This window comes from Streptomyces sp. NPDC046909 (assembly GCF_040644695.1).
Taxonomy (GTDB): Bacteria; Actinomycetota; Actinomycetes; order Streptomycetales; family Streptomycetaceae; genus Streptomyces.
Window position 1 is genome coordinate 218835 of sequence record NZ_JBEYXC010000001.1, and the last position, 17749, is coordinate 236583.

17 protein-coding genes are annotated in these 17749 nt (G+C 70.6%); 10 read left to right on the top strand and 7 right to left on the bottom strand.

Annotation, left to right across the window (positions count from 1 at the left end; translation table 11 throughout):
• Nucleotides 1-124: 124 nt before the first annotated feature.
• Together ABZ928_RS00950 and ABZ928_RS00955 are read left to right on the top strand one after the other, a co-directional pair.
• Nucleotides 125-1459: an acyl-CoA dehydrogenase gene (locus ABZ928_RS00950; protein ID WP_361514304.1), complete on the top strand. Its 1335-nt coding sequence runs from the start codon at nucleotides 125-127 to the stop codon at nucleotides 1457-1459.
• Nucleotides 1456-1854, top strand: coding sequence for a RidA family protein (locus tag ABZ928_RS00955; protein WP_361514306.1), 399 nt, complete (start codon nucleotides 1456-1458; stop codon nucleotides 1852-1854). Before ABZ928_RS00950 ends, ABZ928_RS00955 begins: the two co-directional genes overlap by 4 nt.
• 57 nt (nucleotides 1855-1911) lie before the next feature.
• Here the strand turns inward: ABZ928_RS00955 and ABZ928_RS00960 are convergent, their stop codons facing one another.
• Nucleotides 1912-2100, bottom strand: a complete 189-nt coding sequence (locus tag ABZ928_RS00960; RefSeq protein WP_361514308.1) for a DUF5999 family protein — start codon at nucleotides 2098-2100, stop codon at nucleotides 1912-1914.
• Between the two features lie 241 nt (nucleotides 2101-2341).
• On the opposite strand from ABZ928_RS00960, the gene ABZ928_RS00965 reads away from it, so the two are divergent.
• Nucleotides 2342-2764, top strand: a complete 423-nt coding sequence (locus tag ABZ928_RS00965) for a DUF6299 family protein (protein WP_361514310.1) — start codon at nucleotides 2342-2344, stop codon at nucleotides 2762-2764.
• On the opposite strand, the gene ABZ928_RS00970 is transcribed toward ABZ928_RS00965, so the two are convergent.
• A complete protein-coding gene (locus ABZ928_RS00970) occupies nucleotides 2745-3890 on the bottom strand; it encodes a helix-turn-helix domain-containing protein (RefSeq protein ID WP_361514312.1) in 1146 nt (381 codons plus the stop codon). The genes ABZ928_RS00965 and ABZ928_RS00970 overlap by 20 nt on opposite strands.
• A gap of 125 nt (nucleotides 3891-4015) precedes the next feature.
• Here ABZ928_RS00970 and ABZ928_RS00975 point away from each other — a divergent pair, with 125 nt between their 5' ends.
• From ABZ928_RS00975 to ABZ928_RS00985, 3 genes are all read left to right on the top strand, one after another.
• Nucleotides 4016-5791, top strand: a complete 1776-nt coding sequence (locus ABZ928_RS00975) for an FAD-binding dehydrogenase (RefSeq protein ID WP_361514314.1) — start codon at nucleotides 4016-4018, stop codon at nucleotides 5789-5791.
• 153 nt (nucleotides 5792-5944) lie between these two features.
• Entirely contained in the window at nucleotides 5945-6826 is an 882-nt protein-coding gene (locus ABZ928_RS00980; protein WP_361514316.1) for a helix-turn-helix transcriptional regulator, read from the top strand.
• Entirely contained in the window at nucleotides 6823-7014 is a 192-nt protein-coding gene (locus ABZ928_RS00985) for a DUF397 domain-containing protein (RefSeq protein WP_361514318.1), read from the top strand. The genes ABZ928_RS00980 and ABZ928_RS00985 overlap by 4 nt, the downstream gene beginning before the upstream one ends.
• 36 nt (nucleotides 7015-7050) lie before the next feature.
• On the opposite strand, the gene ABZ928_RS00990 is transcribed toward ABZ928_RS00985, so the two are convergent.
• Both ABZ928_RS00990 and ABZ928_RS00995 read right to left on the bottom strand, forming a co-directional pair.
• The gene (locus tag ABZ928_RS00990) at nucleotides 7051-8580 is read right to left on the bottom strand and encodes a UDP-N-acetylglucosamine 1-carboxyvinyltransferase (RefSeq protein WP_361514320.1); all 1530 of its coding nucleotides are present in this window, start codon (nucleotides 8578-8580) and stop codon (nucleotides 7051-7053) included.
• Between the two features lie 73 nt (nucleotides 8581-8653).
• Nucleotides 8654-8851, bottom strand: a complete 198-nt coding sequence (locus ABZ928_RS00995; RefSeq protein WP_328874363.1) for a DUF4236 domain-containing protein — start codon at nucleotides 8849-8851, stop codon at nucleotides 8654-8656.
• Nucleotides 8852-9100: 249 nt separating this feature from the next.
• Here ABZ928_RS00995 and acnA point away from each other — a divergent pair, with 249 nt between their 5' ends.
• The 3 genes from acnA to ABZ928_RS01010 all read left to right on the top strand — a co-directional run bounded on the left by acnA (nucleotide 9101) and on the right by ABZ928_RS01010 (nucleotide 14178).
• Entirely contained in the window at nucleotides 9101-11818 is a 2718-nt protein-coding gene (gene acnA, locus ABZ928_RS01000) for an aconitate hydratase AcnA (protein WP_361514322.1), read from the top strand.
• A 135-nt stretch (nucleotides 11819-11953) separates the two neighbouring features.
• Nucleotides 11954-12679, top strand: coding sequence for a response regulator transcription factor (locus ABZ928_RS01005; protein ID WP_361514324.1), 726 nt, complete (start codon nucleotides 11954-11956; stop codon nucleotides 12677-12679).
• Complete coding sequence (locus ABZ928_RS01010) at nucleotides 12676-14178, top strand: ATP-binding protein (protein ID WP_361514325.1); 1503 nt, start codon at nucleotides 12676-12678, stop codon at nucleotides 14176-14178. The genes ABZ928_RS01005 and ABZ928_RS01010 overlap by 4 nt, the downstream gene beginning before the upstream one ends.
• On the opposite strand, the gene ABZ928_RS01015 is transcribed toward ABZ928_RS01010, so the two are convergent.
• A complete protein-coding gene (locus tag ABZ928_RS01015; protein WP_361514326.1) occupies nucleotides 14151-14894 on the bottom strand; it encodes a methyltransferase domain-containing protein in 744 nt (247 codons plus the stop codon). The two genes, ABZ928_RS01010 and ABZ928_RS01015, sit on opposite strands and share 28 nt — an antisense overlap.
• A 68-nt stretch (nucleotides 14895-14962) precedes the next feature.
• Between ABZ928_RS01015 and ABZ928_RS01020 the strand changes: the two genes are divergently transcribed.
• Nucleotides 14963-15547, top strand: a complete 585-nt coding sequence (locus ABZ928_RS01020) for an HD domain-containing protein (protein WP_361514327.1) — start codon at nucleotides 14963-14965, stop codon at nucleotides 15545-15547.
• Between the two features lies 1 nt (nucleotide 15548).
• Here ABZ928_RS01020 and ABZ928_RS01025 read toward each other — a convergent pair whose 3' ends face one another.
• Nucleotides 15549-16898, bottom strand: a complete 1350-nt coding sequence (locus tag ABZ928_RS01025) for an MFS transporter (RefSeq protein ID WP_361514328.1) — start codon at nucleotides 16896-16898, stop codon at nucleotides 15549-15551.
• A complete protein-coding gene (locus tag ABZ928_RS01030) occupies nucleotides 16899-17642 on the bottom strand; it encodes a GntR family transcriptional regulator (protein ID WP_361514329.1) in 744 nt (247 codons plus the stop codon).
• Nucleotides 17643-17749: the final 107 nt, after the last annotated feature.

A 17749-nucleotide genomic window follows, 5' to 3' on the forward strand; every position in this document is an offset into this window, starting at 1 on the left:
GGCTGCCTTGTGGGCATCGTGGGTGGCCTCGCGCAACGAGCGTATCGTCTTGGTGACGACAGTCAATGGGACGCGATATCGTCGAAGGGCCCAGTGGAGAGAGGACCGGCAGAGAGGACAGGCAATGTCCGCATTCTCGCTCGATCCGGTACAAACCGCCTGGTGTGCGGAGCTGCGTACGACGGCCGCGGAACGGCTGCGCCCGCTGGCGGAGAAGGGCGAGCCGGGCCGCGTGAACCGCCCCCTCGTCGCCGAACTCGGTCAACTCGGCCTCCTGCGCCGCCTGTTCACCTCCGGCGCCCTCGACCTCTGCCTGATGCGCGAGTCCCTCGCCTACGCCTGCACGGAGGCCGAGACCGCCCTCGCCTTGCAGGGACTGGGGGCGCATCCCGTACACGCCTACGGGACACCGGCCCAGCGGGAGCGGTGGCTGCCCCGCGTGGAGGAGGGGACGGCGATCGCGGCCTTCGCGCTGAGCGAGCCGGGGGCGGGCTCGGACGCGGCGGCGCTGGGGTTGCGGGCGGACCGGGACGGCTCGCCTGGGGATGGGCCGAGCGTGGGTGTCGCGGGCGCCTTGGGCGGACCCGGAGGTGAGTCGGGTGGCGGCGCCGACGTCGGCGGCTCGCCCGCGGATGTTCCCGACGCCAAGCCTCACCCGGGCGCTCGCGCCGCCGAGCCGCACCTCGACGCCCACGCCACCGGTCCCCGCCCTGACTCCCTCGCCGCCGCCCCCGACGGCCCCTCCCGCTGGCGGCTCACCGGGGAGAAGTGCTGGATCTCCAACGCACCAGAGGCCGACTTCTACACCGTCTTCGCCCGCACCACCCCCGATGCCGGTGCTCGCGGCGTGACCGCCTTCCTCGTTCCCGCCGACCGGCCCGGGCTCACCGGCACCGCCCTCGACATGCTCTCGCCGCATCCCATCGGCGCCCTCGACTTCGACGGCGTGCCCGTCACCGCCGAGGACATCCTCGGGGAGCCGGACCGTGGCTTTCGGGTGGCGATGGGGACTCTCAATCTGTTCCGGCCGAGTGTCGGGGCCTTCGCGGTGGGGATGGCGCAGGCGGCGCTCGACGCGACGCTCGCTCATACCGCCCAACGGGAGGCGTTCGGGGGGAAGTTGAAGGATCTCCAGGCCGTGGCCCACCAGGTCGCCGAGCTCGCCCTGCGTACCGACGCGGCCCGGCTCATGGTGTACGCGGCGGCGACGGCGTACGACGAGGGCGCCCCGGATGTCCCGAAGCGGGCGGCGATGGCGAAGCTGCTCGCGACGGAGACCGCGCAGTATGTCGTCGACGCGGCGGTCCAGTTGCACGGGGCGCGGGCGCTGCGGCGCGGCCATCTGCTGGAGCACCTGTACCGGGAGGTGCGCGCCCCGCGTATCTACGAGGGGGCCAGCGAGGTCCAACGGGGCATCATCGCCAAGGAGTTGTACGCGAGTCTGGAGGCGTCCCAGTGAGCACCGAGCGTGTGAACCCGCCCGGCCTGTCCCCGCCCACCGGCTTCTCGCACGCCGTCGTCGCCACGGGCACCCGCGTGGTCTTCCTGGCCGGCCAGACCGCCCTCGACCCCGACGGAAAGGTCGTGGGGGAGGGGCTGGTGGAGCAGTTCGAGAGGGCGCTCAAGAATTTGCTGAGCGCGCTGGAGGCTTCCGGCGGCACCCCCGCCGACCTGGCCCGCGTCACCGTCTACGCGACGGACGTCGCCGACTATCGCGCCCGAGCCGCTGAACTCGGGGGTGTGTGGCGGAGGTTGGCGGGCCGGAACTACCCCGCGATGGCCGTCGTCCAGGTCGTACGCCTGTGGGACGAGGAGGCGCTGGTGGAACTGGACGGCTTCGCGGTACTGCCCTAGATCAGGTCCCTAGAGGTCCCTAGAGGTCCCTAGAGGTCCCTGGATCAGATCCCTGGATCAGGCCGCCATCGCGAGGTGCGTCACCCGGTGAGGCGCCACGACACTCCCGTCGGCGCGCAGCTCACCCGTGTCGTCGAAGACGATCGCCCCGTCGCACAGGAGGCTCCAGCCCTGCTCGGGGTGGGCTGACACGACGTGCTGACCGGTGGCGTCGGAGGAAGGGCACGAAGGCTGGTGGGAACACATGGCGACCTCCACATCGGGAGGACGATCCCTACGGGTCGTCCGTATGGATAGACCATGCTCCCGTCGCGAACTCATCGGAACGGCCCGACGCCAACCGTGACAACACGCGGACAACACCCGGACGGATCCACGAAGACCGCTGCGGACTCGCCACCGAAGGAGTGACGATCACACCCCTGGGCAGGCCGGACCGGTACCTGTGGAGGCTCCCGTTCCCGCCCCATTGGAAGGCACTCCGCCCATGTCCGTACGCCCCGCCCCCGCCCTCGCCTTCGCCACGCTGCTCCTTCTGCTCGTGGCCCCGACCGCCGCCGCCGACCCCTACGAGACGGTGACCGTCGACCCGACCGGCACCGTCGCCGCGGACGGCACGGTCACGCTGTCCGGCACGTACCGCTGTCTCGGCGACACGGGCCCCGTCTTCGTGAGCTCGTCCGTGGGGCAGAAGTCCCCGTCCGTCCGGCACGGCATCGGCGGCACCCGGGCGGTGTGCGACGGCGTCGAGCGCCGCTGGGAGAACACGGGCAAGCCCTCGCCCGGCGCCCTTGAGCCGGGCACGGCCCACGTCGAGGCCACCGTCATGGAACTCGCCCCGCAGGGCGGCCTGCCCCTGCCCCGCTTCCACGCGGCCCAGCAGCAGGACGTCACGCTGGTCGAGGGCTGACCTCCAGCCACGTGGTGAGCGCCCACCGCCAGTGCACGGCCGGCAGCGGCGGCAGGTCGGCGAGCGATCCGCCGGTGAGCCGCTGGAGTCTGCCGAGCCGGTAGCGGACCGTGTTGGGGTGGGTGAACAGGGCCGAGGCGGTCTGGTCGAGGCGGCGGCCGGTGTCCAGGTAGGTCAGCGCGGTGAGCGCGAGCTGCCGGTGGAAGCCGTCCGCCGGGTCGAGGCCGCCGAGCAGTCGGCGGCTCAAGTGCGAGCCCAGCAACGGCTGTTCGGCCAGGGCGATCTCGGCGGCGAGGTCCGTCAGTTCGTACCGGCCCTCCCGGCCCTGCCGCCGCCCGAGGTCCAGCGCGCGGACGCACAGCCGGTAGAGCGCCCGTAGTTCCGCCGGGGGAGCGGCCGGTGCGACCACGACCAGGGCGCCCGGCGCGACCTCCTCCGGCGCGGGCGGCCGTGGGAACAACCCCGCGAGACGCCCCTCGACGACGGCGGTCGCGGCCCGCGACGCCGGTAGCGCGTGCGGGGCCGCGGGGTCGGCGGCCAGACAGTGGTACAGGCCCTCGTCGTTCGGCCGGAGTCCCGCCCGCGCCAACTCCTCGGCGGGCGGCAGGAGTCCGCCGAGCAGCACCTGGCCGAGGAGCCGGGTACGCAGCGCGCCGGTCTCGCTCGGCGGCTCCTGCTCGGCGGCCCGGTACCCGTTGATGACATGCCGCTCGACGGCGTCGCCGTACTCCTTCAACCGCAGTACGACGCCCAGCAGTACGGCGTCCGGGACCCCCGCCGAGCGGCAGCGGTCCACGGTGATCTCCACGACCCGCGTCAGTGCGGCCTGTACCCCGCGCACGACCGCCGTCATGGGTACGCCCTGCACGGCCCGGTCCGCGCCGAGGAGCAGCGCGGCGGCGAAGTCCTGGTCGGGCAGGGCCTCCACGCGGTCGAAGGAGACGAACCAGGCGCCGGCCGCCCGGACCAGTTCGGTGACATGGCTGCGGGTCTCCGCCTCGGTGAGCCGGGCCAGTTCGGGGGAGCGGTCGCGGGCGGCACGGACGAGTTCGGCGCGGACCTCGGTGTCGACGGCCATGGCACGCAGGATCTCGACGACCGGCTCGGACGCGTGGACGACGGTCATGGCCCCCTCTGTGTGGCCGGGCCACAACGAAGCTGTGGCGGTGTTGGCGTCCGGCGACTACCGCACGGTCTTGGTGAGCTGTTTACCTTGTGCGCTACCGACGGTAACACTGGAGGGCCGCCCCGATGGAAGACCAGGACCCCACCACCTTCACCCGCCGCCGCGCCCTCACCGTCGCCGGCGGTGTCCTCGCCGGCGCCTACCTGTCCGGGGCCGCGCCCGCCTCCGCCGCCGAGTCGCAGCACGCCGACGCGATCGTCGTCGGCCACGGCCTCGCGGGACTCGTCGCCACCGCCGAACTCGCCGCCGCGGGACACAAGGTGCTGCTCCTCGACCAGGAGCCGGAGGCGAGCCTCGGCGGGCAGGCGTTCTGGTCGTTCGGCGGGCTGTTCCTCGTGGACTCCGCCGAGCAGCGGCTCATGGGCGTCAAGGACTCCCACGAGCTGGCGTGGCAGGACTGGTTGGGCACCGCCGGGTTCGACCGGGGCGTCGACGACCCCGCCGGACAGGACCACTGGGCCTACAAGTGGGCCGAGGCGTATGTGGACTTCGCGTCCGGCGAGAAACGGTCCTGGCTCGCCGGGCTCGGCATGCAGTGGTTCCCGATCGTCGGCTGGGCCGAGCGCGGCGGCGGCCTCGCGGACGGACACGGCAACTCGGTGCCCCGCTTCCATGTCACCTGGGGCACCGGCCCGGCGGTGGTGGAACCCTTCGAGAAGAAGGTCCGCGCGGCGGTCTCCGACGGCAAGGTCACCTTCAAATTCCGCCACCGCGTGGACGAGTTGGTGACCACCGGCGGTGCCGTCACCGGCGTCCGCGGCGCGATCCTGGAGCCCAGCGGTGCCGCCCGCGGAAAGCCCAGCTCCCGCACGGTCGTCGGCGAGTTCGAGCTCCGCGCCCCGGTCGTGATCGTCACCTCCGGCGGCATCGGCGCCAACCACGAGCTCGTACGCGCCAATTGGCCAGCCCGCCTCGGCACACCACCCAAGTCGATGATCACCGGCGTGCCCGCGCACGTGGACGGCCGCATGCTGGCGATCACCGAACAAGCGGGCGGCCGGATCGTCAACCCCGACCGGATGTGGCACTACACCGAGGGCCTCCAGAACTACGACCCGATCTGGCCGGACCACGGCATCCGCATCCTCCCCGGCCCGTCCTCGATGTGGTTCGACGCGACCGGCAAGCGCTTCTCGGCGCCCGACATCCCCGGCTACGACACCCTCCACACCCTCAAGTCGATCCGCGACACCGGCTACGACTACTCCTGGTTCGTGACGACACAGAAGATCATCGCGAAGGAGTTCGCGCTCTCGGGTTCGGAGCAGAACCCGGACCTGACCGAGAAGAACATCTGGATGCTGCTCTCCCGCATCTGGCAGACACCGGAGCCGATCGAACGGTTCAAGGAGAGGGGCGCGGACTTCGTCGTCGCCGACACCCTCCCCGAACTCGTCGCCGGAATGAACGAGTTGACGGGAGAGGGCCTGATCGACCTCGCGGGCCTCAAGCGGCAGATCGAGGCCCGCGACCGCGAGACTGACAACCCGTACACCAAGGACGCCCAGGTGATGGGCATCCGCAATGCCCTCAACTACCCCGGGGACACCCTGAGTCGTACGGCCTCCCTCCACAAGATCCTTGACGCGAGCGCCGGTCCACTGATCGCCGTCCGCCTCAACATCCTCACCCGCAAGACCCTCGGCGGCCTCCAGACCGACCTCTCCGGCCGCGTCCTCCACCAGTCCGGTAACCCCGTACCGGGCCTGTACGCGGCCGGAGAGGTCGCCGGTTTCGGCGGCGGCGGAGTCCACGGCTACCGCTCCCTGGAGGGCACCTTCCTCGGCGGGTGCCTGTTCTCCGGACGGCAGGCGGGGAAGGCGGCGGCAGCCGCGCTCTGACCCCCTGCCGACCGTCCCCGGCGACCGCCCGGCCCGTACGCAGAGTCAGCGTACGGGCACACACCGTAGACAGTACGGTGCTTGATTCGTCACGCTGAGTGGCGAGTGCGGGCGGTGCAAGGAGCCGTCGCGGTACGGAGAGAGGGGTGGCGGATGGACATCGTCGAAGGGGATCTGGCCGAGGCTGTGGGCGAGCGGGCGGTTCCGGCGGGGGAGGTGGTGCGGGAGCCTCACCCGTCGGACAGCCTGCGGACGTTCGGGGCCGTGGTACAGGCACTGCGTGAGCACGCGGGACTCAGCCGCGAGGAATTCGCCAGGCTGGTGCAGTTCTCCAAACACACCGTGGAGTCGGTGGAGTTGGGGCGCCGGATGCCGGACGAGGCGTTCGTGGAACGCGGGGAGGAAGCCACCGGCAACACGGGGGCGCTGCGGAGGTCGGCTCGGTTTCTGACCCGGGGTGACGTGGGGCTCGCGGCCTGGTTCCGGCGGTGGGCGCGCCTTGAGCGGGAGGCGGTCAGCCTGTGCACGTATGAATGCCGGTTGGTGCCGGGGCTGTTGCAGTCCGAGGCGTATGCGCGGGCGGTGTTCCTGGGCACCATCCCGCTGCGGACGGACGAGGAGCTGGACGCGCAGCTCACCGCCCGGATGGAACGGCAGGCGATGGTGCGGGAGCGGCCGAAGGTGCCGTTCAGCTTCATCGTCGAAGAGCATGTGTTCCGGCGGAGGTTCGGGGACGCGGAGGTCATGCGGGGACTGTTCGACCATGTGCTGGAGCGCACCGCGCCGCGCAACGTGACCCTTCAAGTCGTGCCGCTGGACGCCGGGTTGCACCCGTGTCTGGACGGACCGGTGCGGATCCTGGAGACCCCTGCGGGGCAGCGGATCGGCTACTCGGAAGGGCAGGAGAACGGGCGGTTGATCTCGGACCGGAAAGAGGTGAGCCTCCTCTGCCAGCGCTATGACACACTGCGCTCGCAAGCCCTGAGCCCCAAGGATTCCCGGGGCCTGTTGGAGCGACTGCGAGGAGAGCTATGAGCAGCGGTACGACGGAACTCGCCTGGTTCAAGTCGAGCTACAGCGGCAGCCAGGGCGACGACTGCGTGGAGATCGCGATCGCCGAACAGACCGTCCACGTACGGGACTCCAAGGACGCCGGCCGCCCAGCCTTCAGGGTGGGCCGTGAAGGCTGGGCGCCGTTCGTGCGGTTCGCGTCAGGTCGCTGAGCGACCGGAGGGGGACGGGGTCCGGCGGGCGGACGTTCAGATGTCCCGGAAGATCTCGATCTGCGCCCCGATCGAGTTCAGCCGCTCCGCCAGATCCTCGTACCCCCGGTTGATGACGTACACGTTCCGCAGCACGGATGTGCCCTCCGCCGCCATCATCGCCAGCAGGACGACGACGGCGGGCCGGAGCGCCGGCGGGCACATCATCTCGGCGGCGCGCCAGCGGGTTGGGCCCTCGACCAGCACGCGGTGCGGGTCGAGGAGTTGGAGGCGGCCGCCGAGGCGGTTGAGGTCGGTCAGGTAGATCGCGCGGTTGTCGTAGACCCAGTCGTGGATGAGGGTCTTGCCCGAGGCGACGGCCGCGATGGCCGCGAAGAACGGGACGTTGTCGATGTTCAGGCCCGGGAAGGGCATGGGGTGGATCTTGTCGATCGGCGCTTCGAGCTTGCTCGGGCGGACGGTCAGATCCACAAGGCGCGTACGGCCGTTGTCGGCGAAGTACTCCGGAGTGCGGTCGTGGTCGAGGCCCATCTCCTCCAGGACCGCGAGCTCGATCTCCAGGAACTCGATCGGCACCCGGCGGACCGTCAGCTCCGACTCCGTGACCACCGCCGCGGCCAGCAGGCTCATCGCCTCGACCGGGTCCTCGGAGGGGGAGTAGTCGACGTCGACGTCGATGGTCGGCATGCCGTGCACGGTGAGGGTGGTGGTGCCGATGCCCTCGACCTTGACGCCGAGCGCCTCCAGGAAGAAGCAGAGGTCCTGGACCATGTAGTTGGAGGACGCGTTGCGGATGACGGTGACGCCGTCGTGGCGGGCGGCGGCCAGCAGCGCGTTCTCGGTCACGGTGTCGCCGCGCTCGGTCAGCACGATCGGGCGGTCGGGGGAGATCGAACGGTCCACCTGGGCGTGGTAGATGCCCTCGGTCGCGGCGATGTCCAGACCGAAGCGGCGCAGCGCGATCATGTGCGGCTCGATGGTCCGCGTGCCGAGGTCGCAGCCGCCGGCGTACGGCAGCTTGAAGCGGTCCATGCGGTGCAGCAGCGGGCCGAGGAACATGATGATCGAGCGGGTGCGGACGGCGGCCTCGGCGTCGATCGCGTCCATGTCCAGAGCGGCGGGCGGCACGATCTCCAGGTCGACGCCGTCGTTGATCCAGCGGGTGCGGACCCCGATGGAGTTCAGCACCTCCAGAAGGCGGTAGACCTCCTCGATCCGGGCGACGCGGCGCAGCACCGTGCGCCCCTTGTTGAGCAGCGAGGCGCACAGCAGGGCCACGCACGCGTTCTTGCTCGTCTTGACGTCGATGGCGCCGGAGAGCCGGCGCCCGCCGACGACCCGCAGATGCATCGGGCCCGCGTAGCCCAGAGAGACGATCTCGCTCTCCAGGGCTTCACCGATTCGAGCGATCATCTCAAGGCTGATGTTTTGGTTGCCGCGCTCGATGCGGTTGACGGCGCTCTGGCTGGTGCCGAGCGCCTCCGCGAGCTGCGACTGTGTCCAGCCCCGGTGTTGCCGGGCGTCACGGATGAGCTTGCCGATGCGTACGAGGTAATCGTCTGCCATGGGGTTGAGGCTATCTCAGATATGAGATGGCGCATTCCGGGGGGTCCGTACGGGTGAGGGACCTGACGCCGCGTCAACGCCGCCTGCTGGTACGGGTCCGGCGCCACCCGAAAGGTCCGGGCAAATCAACCGATGTCGTACGACGTCCGGTGCTGCTGTGGGTCCGGCGCGGGCCGTGTCGGCCGCCGGTGGTGATGGACCAGGAGTGCCGGTTGATGTTCAGGCGTACGCCGGGAAGGATCCGGAAACTCTTGCGGAACGTGAGTGGCATGTCCGCCCCCTTTCGTTCCGTACCGGATACCCGGAAGGGGTCGGGGCATGACGGTTCGGCGCGGGGCTGGACATGACCATTCCGCGCCCATGTACTAGGGTTATCTCGACATCGAGATATCTGCCGAGGCGTACCGCAGCCGCCAGCCCTAGTAAGGGTTACCTAACTTAGCCCTACCTTAGCGGATAGGCCAAGACGCCGTGGCGGCAGGATGCGGTGGGAACGCGCACATCAAAGAAGGAGACTGTCGTGTCGGCGAACAGCTTCGACGCCCGCGCCACGCTGAGCGTGGGCGACGAGTCGTACGAGATCTTCCGGCTGGACAAGGTGGAAGGCTCGGCTCGCCTTCCGTACAGCCTCAAGGTTCTGCTGGAGAACCTGCTCCGTACCGAGGACGGCGCGAACATCACCGCCGACCACATCCGCGCCCTCGGCAACTGGGACTCCCAGGCCCAGCCGTCGCAGGAGATCCAGTTCACGCCCGCCCGCGTGATCATGCAGGACTTCACCGGCGTGCCCTGTGTCGTGGACCTCGCCACCATGCGTGAGGCCGTCAAGGCGCTCGGCGGCGACCCGGCCAAGGTCAACCCGCTCTCCCCGGCCGAGATGGTCATCGACCACTCCGTCATCGCCGACAAGTTCGGCACCAACGACGCCTTCAAGCAGAACGTCGACCTGGAGTACGGCCGCAACAAGGAGCGCTACCAGTTCCTGCGCTGGGGCCAGACCGCCTTCGACGACTTCAAGGTCGTCCCCCCGGGCACCGGCATCGTCCACCAGGTCAACATCGAGCACCTGGCCCGCACGGTCATGGTCCGAGGCGGCCAGGCCTACCCCGACACCCTCGTCGGCACCGACTCGCACACCACCATGGTCAACGGCCTCGGTGTGCTCGGCTGGGGCGTCGGCGGCATCGAGGCCGAGGCCGCGATGCTCGGCCAGCCGGTCTCGATGCTCATCCCGCGCGTCGTCGGCTTCAAGCTGACCGGTGAGCTCACCCCGGGCACCACCGCCACCGACCTCGTGCTCACCATCACCGAGATGCTGCGCAAGCACGGCGTCGTCGGCAAGTTCGTCGAGTTCTACGGTGAGGGCGTCGCCGCCACCTCCCTCGCGAACCGCGCCACCATCGGCAACATGTCGCCGGAGTTCGGCTCGACCGCCGCGATCTTCCCGATCGACGCCGAAACGATCAACTACCTCAAGCTCACCGGCCGCTCCGCGCAGCAGCTCGCGCTCGTCGAGGCGTACGCCAAGGAGCAGGGCCTCTGGCTGGACCCGGCCGCCGAGCCCGACTTCTCCGAGAAGCTGGAGCTCGACCTCTCCACGGTCGTCCCCTCCATCGCCGGCCCCAAGCGCCCGCAGGACCGTATCGTCCTCGCCAACGCCGCCGAGCAGTTCAAGCTGGACGTCCGCAACTACGTCGACGTCGTCGACGAGGCGGGCCAGGAGTCCTTCCCGGCCTCGGACGCCCCGGCCGTCGCCCCGAACGGCGCCCCGTCCAACCCGGTCACCGTGACCGCCCCCGACGGCTCGACGTACGAGATCGACCACGGCGCGGTGACGGTCGCGGCCATCACCTCCTGCACCAACACCTCGAACCCGTACGTCATGGTCGCCGCCGCGCTGGTGGCCAAGAAGGCGGTCGAGAAGGGCCTGACCCGCAAGCCGTGGGTCAAGACCACCCTCGCCCCGGGCTCGAAGGTCGTCACCGACTACTTCGACAAGGCGGGCCTGACCCCGTACCTCGACAAGGTCGGCTTCAACCTCGTCGGCTACGGCTGCACCACCTGCATCGGCAACTCCGGCCCGCTGCCGGAGGAGGTCTCCAAGGCCGTCAACGACCACGACCTCGCGGTCACCTCGGTCCTCTCCGGCAACCGGAACTTCGAGGGCCGTATCAACCCCGACGTCAAGATGAACTACCTGGCCTCCCCGCCGCTGGTCGTCGCGTACGCCATCGCGGGCTCCATGAAGGTGGACATCACGCGCGACGCGCTGGGTGTGGACCAGGAGGGCAAGCCGGTCTACCTGACCGACATCTGGCCGACCGAGGCCGAGGTCAACGACGTCGTGGCCAACGCCATCGGCGAGGACATGTTCAACAAGTCCTACCAGGACGTCTTCGCGGGCGACGCCCAGTGGCAGGCCCTGTCGATCCCCACCGGCGACACCTTCGAGTGGGACGCGGAGTCGACGTACGTCCGCAAGCCCCCGTACTTCGAGGGCATGACGATGGAGACCACCCCGGTCACCGACATCACGGGCGCCCGCGTCCTGGCCAAGCTCGGCGACTCGGTCACCACCGACCACATCTCCCCGGCCGGTGCCATCAAGGCCGACACCCCGGCCGGCAAGTACCTCACCGAGCACGGTGTGGAGCGTCGTGACTTCAACTCCTACGGCTCCCGCCGAGGCAACCACGAGGTCATGATCCGCGGCACGTTCGCCAACATCCGCCTGCGCAACCAGATCGCGCCGGGCACCGAGGGCGGCTACACCCGCGACTTCACTGTTGAGGGTGCGCCGGTGTCGTTCATCTACGACGCCTCGCAGAACTACCAGGCCGCCGGCACCCCGCTGGTCATCCTGGGCGGCAAGGAGTACGGCTCCGGCTCGTCCCGCGACTGGGCCGCCAAGGGCACCGCGCTCCTCGGCGTCAAGGCCGTCATCACCGAGTCGTACGAGCGCATCCACCGCTCGAACCTCATCGGCATGGGCGTCCTCCCGCTCCAGTTCCCGGCCGGCCAGAACGCCGACTCCCTCGGCCTGACCGGCGAGGAGACCTTCTCCATCACCGGCGTCACCGAGCTCAACGAGGGCACCACCCCGAGCACGGTCAAGGTCACCACCGACACGGGCGTCGAGTTCGACGCGGTCGTCCGCATCGACACCCCCGGTGAGGCCGACTACTACCGCAACGGCGGCATCATGCAGTACGTGCTGCGCAGCCTGATCCGCGGCTAGTCCTTCCCCGAAGGTCCGTGTCCCCGGTACGCCGGGGACACGGACCTTCGGCGTTTCCGGGAGAACGTCCCAGGTCATCACCCGCCCTCAGGCGGAACACAGGATTCCCTCAGCCCACCGGGACAGGATCGGGACATGACTGGCACCGCTGGGTACCGAAACGGCCGCGTCCGCGTGCTCATCGTCGACGACGAGCCCGCGCTCACCGACGTGCTCTCCGTGGCCGTGGAGGAGGCGGGCTGGCGGCCCTACCCGGCGCTGGACGGCCAGAGCGCGCTGAAGCTCGCCCGCGGCTGCGCCCCGCACGTCGTCGTCCTCGACGGCATGCTGCCCGACCTGGACGGCCTTCAGGTACTGCGCCGCCTGCGCCACGAGAACCCGAAGCTGCCCGTCCTCATGCTCACGGCCCGCGACGCCCTGGAACACCGCCTGGACGGCCTGGGCGCCGGCGCCGACGACTACGTCACCAAGCCCTTCTCGCTGGAGGAGGTCGTCGTACGGCTGCGCGGACTGCTGCGCCGGGCCGGAGCCGAACACGCCAGGACCGAGGGGCCCGTCAGTGTCCTCGGCGACCTCGTCCTGACCGAGGAGACCCGCGAGGTGCATCGCGCGGGTGTGCCGGTGCAGCTCACCGCCAAGGAGTTCGACCTGCTCAGCCTGCTGATGGCCCACCCGCGCCAGGTCCTCAGCAAGGCCCAGATCCTCGACCACGTCTGGAGCACCTCCTTCGACGGCGGCGGCAACCTCGTCGAGGTCTACATCTCCGGCCTGCGCCGGAAGATCGACAAGGGCCGGGCGCCGATGATCCACACCGTGCGCGGCCTCGGCTACACCATCCGCCCGGTGGAGGACGGGAGATGACCGCCCGACGGCGGCTGCGCTCGATGCGCACCCGCCTGCTGCTCTTCATCGGCCTGGCCCTGGTGGCCGTCTGCACCGCGATGGCGCTCACCACGGTCTTCGTCCAACGCGCCTACCTCTACGGCGCGTTGGACGAACGCGTCCAGAACTCCGTGGAGCGCTGCCTGGGCGGCGCCGCCCTCCAGCCCGAGCGCGAGGACGACCTGGGCTTCCTCCACGAGCAGGGCCACCCGACCGGCATGGTCGCCGCCCGCCTGGACGACGACGGGACCATCGTCAGCGCCGCGCTCGTGGAGAAGGAGTACGCCACGCAGCCGCTCACCGCCGCCCAGACCGCCGCCCTCAAGGGCATCGAGGCCGACGGTTCCAAGCACACCCGGACCCTCCCCGGCCTCGGCACCTACCGGATCACCGCCGTCGAGAGCGACGGTATCCGTGTCCTCGCCGGCATCCCGATGGGCGACGTCCAGCACATGATCACCGGGATGCTCGTCGCCGAGGTCGCGATCGCGGCCGTCGGGCTGGCGGTCGCCGGATGCGTGTGCGCGGTCGTCATCCGACGCCAGCTGCGTCCGCTGGGCCGCGTCGCCGGTACCGCCGTGGAGGTCTCCCGCGCCCCGCTCGGCAGCGGTGTGGTCGGCGGCCTCACCCGCGTCGCCGAACGCGACACCGACCCCGACAGCGAGGCCGGCCAGGTCGGCGCCGCCCTCAACCGCATGATCGACCACGTCGAGTCCTCCCTCTCGGAACGCCAGCGCACGGAGGAGCGCATGCGCCGCTTCCTCTCCGACGCCAGCCACGAACTCCGTACGCCCCTGGCCTCGATCGCGGGCTACGCGGAGTTGATGAACCGAGGCACGGACCGCATCGAACCGGTACTGGCCTGGCGCCGGGTCTCCGCGGAGTCGGCACGGATGACAGGCCTGGTGGAGGACCTGCTGCTCCTGGCCCGCCTGGACGAGGGCCGCCCGCTGGAGTCCGCCGAGGTGGACCTCGCCGCCCTGGTCGCCGAGGCCGTCTGGGACGCCCGGGCCGCCGGCGGCGACCACGACTGGCAGCTCGAACTCTCCCTGGACGCCCCCGCGTTGGTCAACGGCGACGAGGCCCGCCTCCACCAGGTGATCGCCAACCTCCTCGCCAACGCCCGCGTGCACACCCCCGCGGGCACGCGGGTGGTCGCGGTGGTGGAGGCGAACAGCGCCCACTGCGTCGTACGCGTGCGCGACGACGGCCCCGGCATCCCGCCCGCCCTCCTCCCGACGGTCTTCGAGCGGTTCACGCGGGCGGACGCGTCGCGGACCAGGGCGGGTGGACTGGAGGGCGGTTCGGGACTGGGCCTCGCCATCGTGGCGGCGATCACGGCGGCGCACGGCGGCTGGATCGATGTGCGGAGCGAGCCGGGCCGGACCGAGTTCACCGTACGACTGCATGTGGCGGGGGCGGATGCCGCACCGGCGGCCAGACGCGTCGATCAGTGGTCGGCCACCAGCAGCCGGTAGCCGACGTCGAAGGTCTCGCGGGTGAACAGGTCCGCGTGGCGGGCGTGCCAGCGGCCGCCGGCCAGGTCGTCCGCGAGGCGGGCCAAGCCCGGTGCGAGGACGGCCTCGTCGGGCTGGGAGAGCAGGGAGATGCCCGCACGGACCCGGGGGTCAAGGTAGGCGTGCGGGCGGCGCCAGTACGCGGCGGCGAAACCGTCGGTGCAGTCGTGGGGGACCGGTACGGGCTCCACCCGCGCCCCGCCGAGCAGTTCGGCCAGCCGGTCGGTCGGCACGGCACGGGTGTCGTCGAAGTCGGCGGCCTCAGGGAGATACTCCCGCACGAGCCAGAACCGCTCCCGGAACACACGCTGGTCCCAGGTCAGAACGACGACCCGGCGCCGCGCCACCCGACGCAACTCCTCGATCCCGGCCGCCTGGTCGCTCCAGTGGTGCACCGTGAGCAACGCCATGACGGCATCGGCGGCACCGTCCCGGAGGGGCAGGCACTCGGCGACGGCCTGCACGGCGGGTGCGGAACCCGGCGGGCGCTGGGCGATCATGACTTGGCTGGGCTCGACCGCGAGCACGGTCTCGGGCGGCTCGTACGATCCGGTGCCCGCACCGACGTTGACGACGTCCGTGGCATCCCCGAGGGCGGCGTGGATCTGTGCGGCGATCCGTGGATCGGGCCGACGGGTGTGGGAGTAGCTGGCGCCGAGAGTGTCGTAGGTGGCCATGCGGGTCATCATTCCCGGCGAGGAACGGGAGAGCCCTGGGTACGGGACGTTCCCCCTACCCTGTCCGCGTGACCACCGGCCTCCTCCACCGCGCCCTCCACGACCCACCTCTCCGCAAACTCCCCGACCAGGCAGCGGAGTTGCTGCAACAGCTCGACGCACCCCCACGCCTGGCCGCCCACCTCAGAGCCGTGCACGACGTGGCACACCGCATCGTCGAGTGGCTGGAACCTCGCCACCCCGCCCTGCCGCTCGACCGCGACGCCGTACTGTTCGGCGCGGCCACGCACGACATCGGCAAGACGACGTACATTGCCGAACTCTCCGGCCCGGGCTCGGCCCACGAGGACGCCGGCCGCGAACTGCTCCTCTCCCACGGCATCGCCCCGCACCTGGCCCGCTTCGCCGCCACCCACGCCGCCTGGACCGGCCCGGACATCGGCATCGAGGACCTCCTCGTGAGCGTCGCCGACAAGATCTGGAAGAACAAGCGCGTCCCGGAGCTGGAGGACCTGGTGGTCCGCAGGCTGGCCGAGGCGAGCGGGCGTCCCGTGTGGGAGGAGTTCCTGGACTTCGACGACCTGCTGACGACGGTGGGCGAAGGCGCCGACGCCAGGCTGGCCTTCCAGTCGTCCTATCCGGTGGGAACCTGAGTCAGCCCGAACCGGCCTCGGGCACGTCCATGCCCACGCACCCGTCCACGTCCACGCACCCGTCCACGTCCACGCACCCGTCCATGCCCACGTCCACGCCAAGCGTCGCATCGGGAGCCGCACGCAGCGGCGACAGAAGAACGGGAAGGACGCTCAACGTCATCCCCGCCGCCCCGATCCACAAGGTCGCCGCCGCCCCGAACGCGGAGCCCGCCGCACCGCCCAGCAGCCCACCCACCGGAATCCCGCCCCACGACACGAAACGCGCGGTCGCACTCACCCGCCCCAGCAGCCGGTCCGGAGTGAGCGCCTGCTGGAAGCTCGCCTGCGCCACCACCCGCACCACCCCACCCAGGGAAAGAGCCGCAAGCCCGACGGCAGCCACGTACACGCTCCAGCCCGGCCGGGCCATCGGCATCAGGGCCGTCAGCGGACAAGTGGCAAGCGGCGCAAGCCAGATGACACGTCCCTGGCCGGTCCACCCGGCCACCCTCGTCGCCGACAGCGCCCCCAGCAACGCCCCGCACCCCATCCCGGAGAAGACGAGGCCGACGCCGAAGGAGCCCAGCCCCAACTCCCGCTCCAGGAAGACCAGAAGCATGGTCTGATACAGGACGAGGAAGAGGTTGAAGACCGAGTCCCCCAGCATGACCGCCCTCAACTCGGCATGCCCGAGAACGAACTTCAGCCCTTCCCTGATCTCCCGTCCCAGCCGAGGAAGTTCACGCGGCTCCGACCGATGCTCGCGTTCGCGGATACCGGTCGCGAGGAGCCCCGACACGGCCATCCCCGCCGAACTCGCCAGCACCGTCGCGGGAGCGCCGACCCAGCCGATCAACGGCCCCGCCACCCCCGGCCCGCCGATGCTGGTCACCGACCGTATCGCCGACAGTTTCGCGTTGCCCTCGACGAGACGGTCACGCCCCACCAGATGCGGCAGAAAGCTGACATGGGCGACGTCGAAGAAGACGGTCAGCACGCCATGGGCCAACGCGACCGCGTACAGCCACCAGATGGTGAGCAGCCCCGCCCACCACGCCACGGGAATCGTCAACAAGGCCAGGGCGCGCGCGAGATCGGTGCTGATCATCACCGACCGCTTCCGCATCCGGTCCACCCACGCCCCCGCCGGCAGCCCCACCAGGAGCGAGCCCGCGGTGGTCATCGCGGTCAGCACCCCCACCTGGAACTCATCGGCGCGCAATGCCGTGATGGCGACCAGCGGCAGCGCCAGGAAGTTGATCCGGTCGCCGAGTTGACCGAAGGCGGTGGCGGCGAACAGCCGTCGGAAGTCCGCGTCGAGAATCAGGTTCCGGTTCCGGTTCCGGTTCCGGTCTCGGTTCCGGTTCACTCAGCGCCCGTCCACCGCGAACTCGTAGGCCACTTCCCGCCGAGCGTCCGGAATGACGATGTCGGCGGTCTCCACCGGACGGCCGCCGGTGTCGTAGATGGTCCGCTCGATCTGAAGCACCAGGTCCCCGAAACCGATCCCCAGCAGATTCGCCTGCGCCCGCGTGGCACGGGCCGGCCGGGGCAGCTCGACCACGGTCGCGACGGTCACCCCGATGGAACGCATGCGCTCGACCACCCCCTTGCCCGCGAGCGGCCCCTTCTCGGGCAGCATGACCGGCGTACCGTCCGTGACGGCCATCGGCTCCCAGGACTCGGAGAGCTGCACGGGCTGCCCGTCGGCGAGGAACTCGTACCGCGTCCTGACACAGAGGTCCCCGACGCCGATGGCGAGCCGCTCGGCGACCGCCGCGGGCGCGGGCACCCGAACCTGGCTGTGCGCGTCCCACGCACCGGCCCGACCCCGCTCCTTCGCGGCGGCGAGCGAAGGGGAGCCGTGCCGCGACCGGACCATCCGCAGCCGCTCACGCGGTACGCGGACGTAGGTCCCCGACCCGGCACGCCCTTCGAGCAGCCCCTTGACGATCAGCAGATCCACGGCCCGCTGCGTGACATTCCGCCCGACCCCGTACTCCTCGGCCAGCCGCATCCGCGACGGCAACCGCTCCCCGACCGCCCACTCCCCGGCGACGATCCGTGCCCCCAACGCTTCGGCGACGGCAAGATAGGGCGCCTCTCGCGGCATACGTGACTCTCCGGCTGCTGATGACTCCAGGTGACGTCGGCAAGCTACTGCACGTCGGGAGAGCTACTGGAGGAGCAATACGGTGGGGGGTCGCGGGGTGGGGGCGC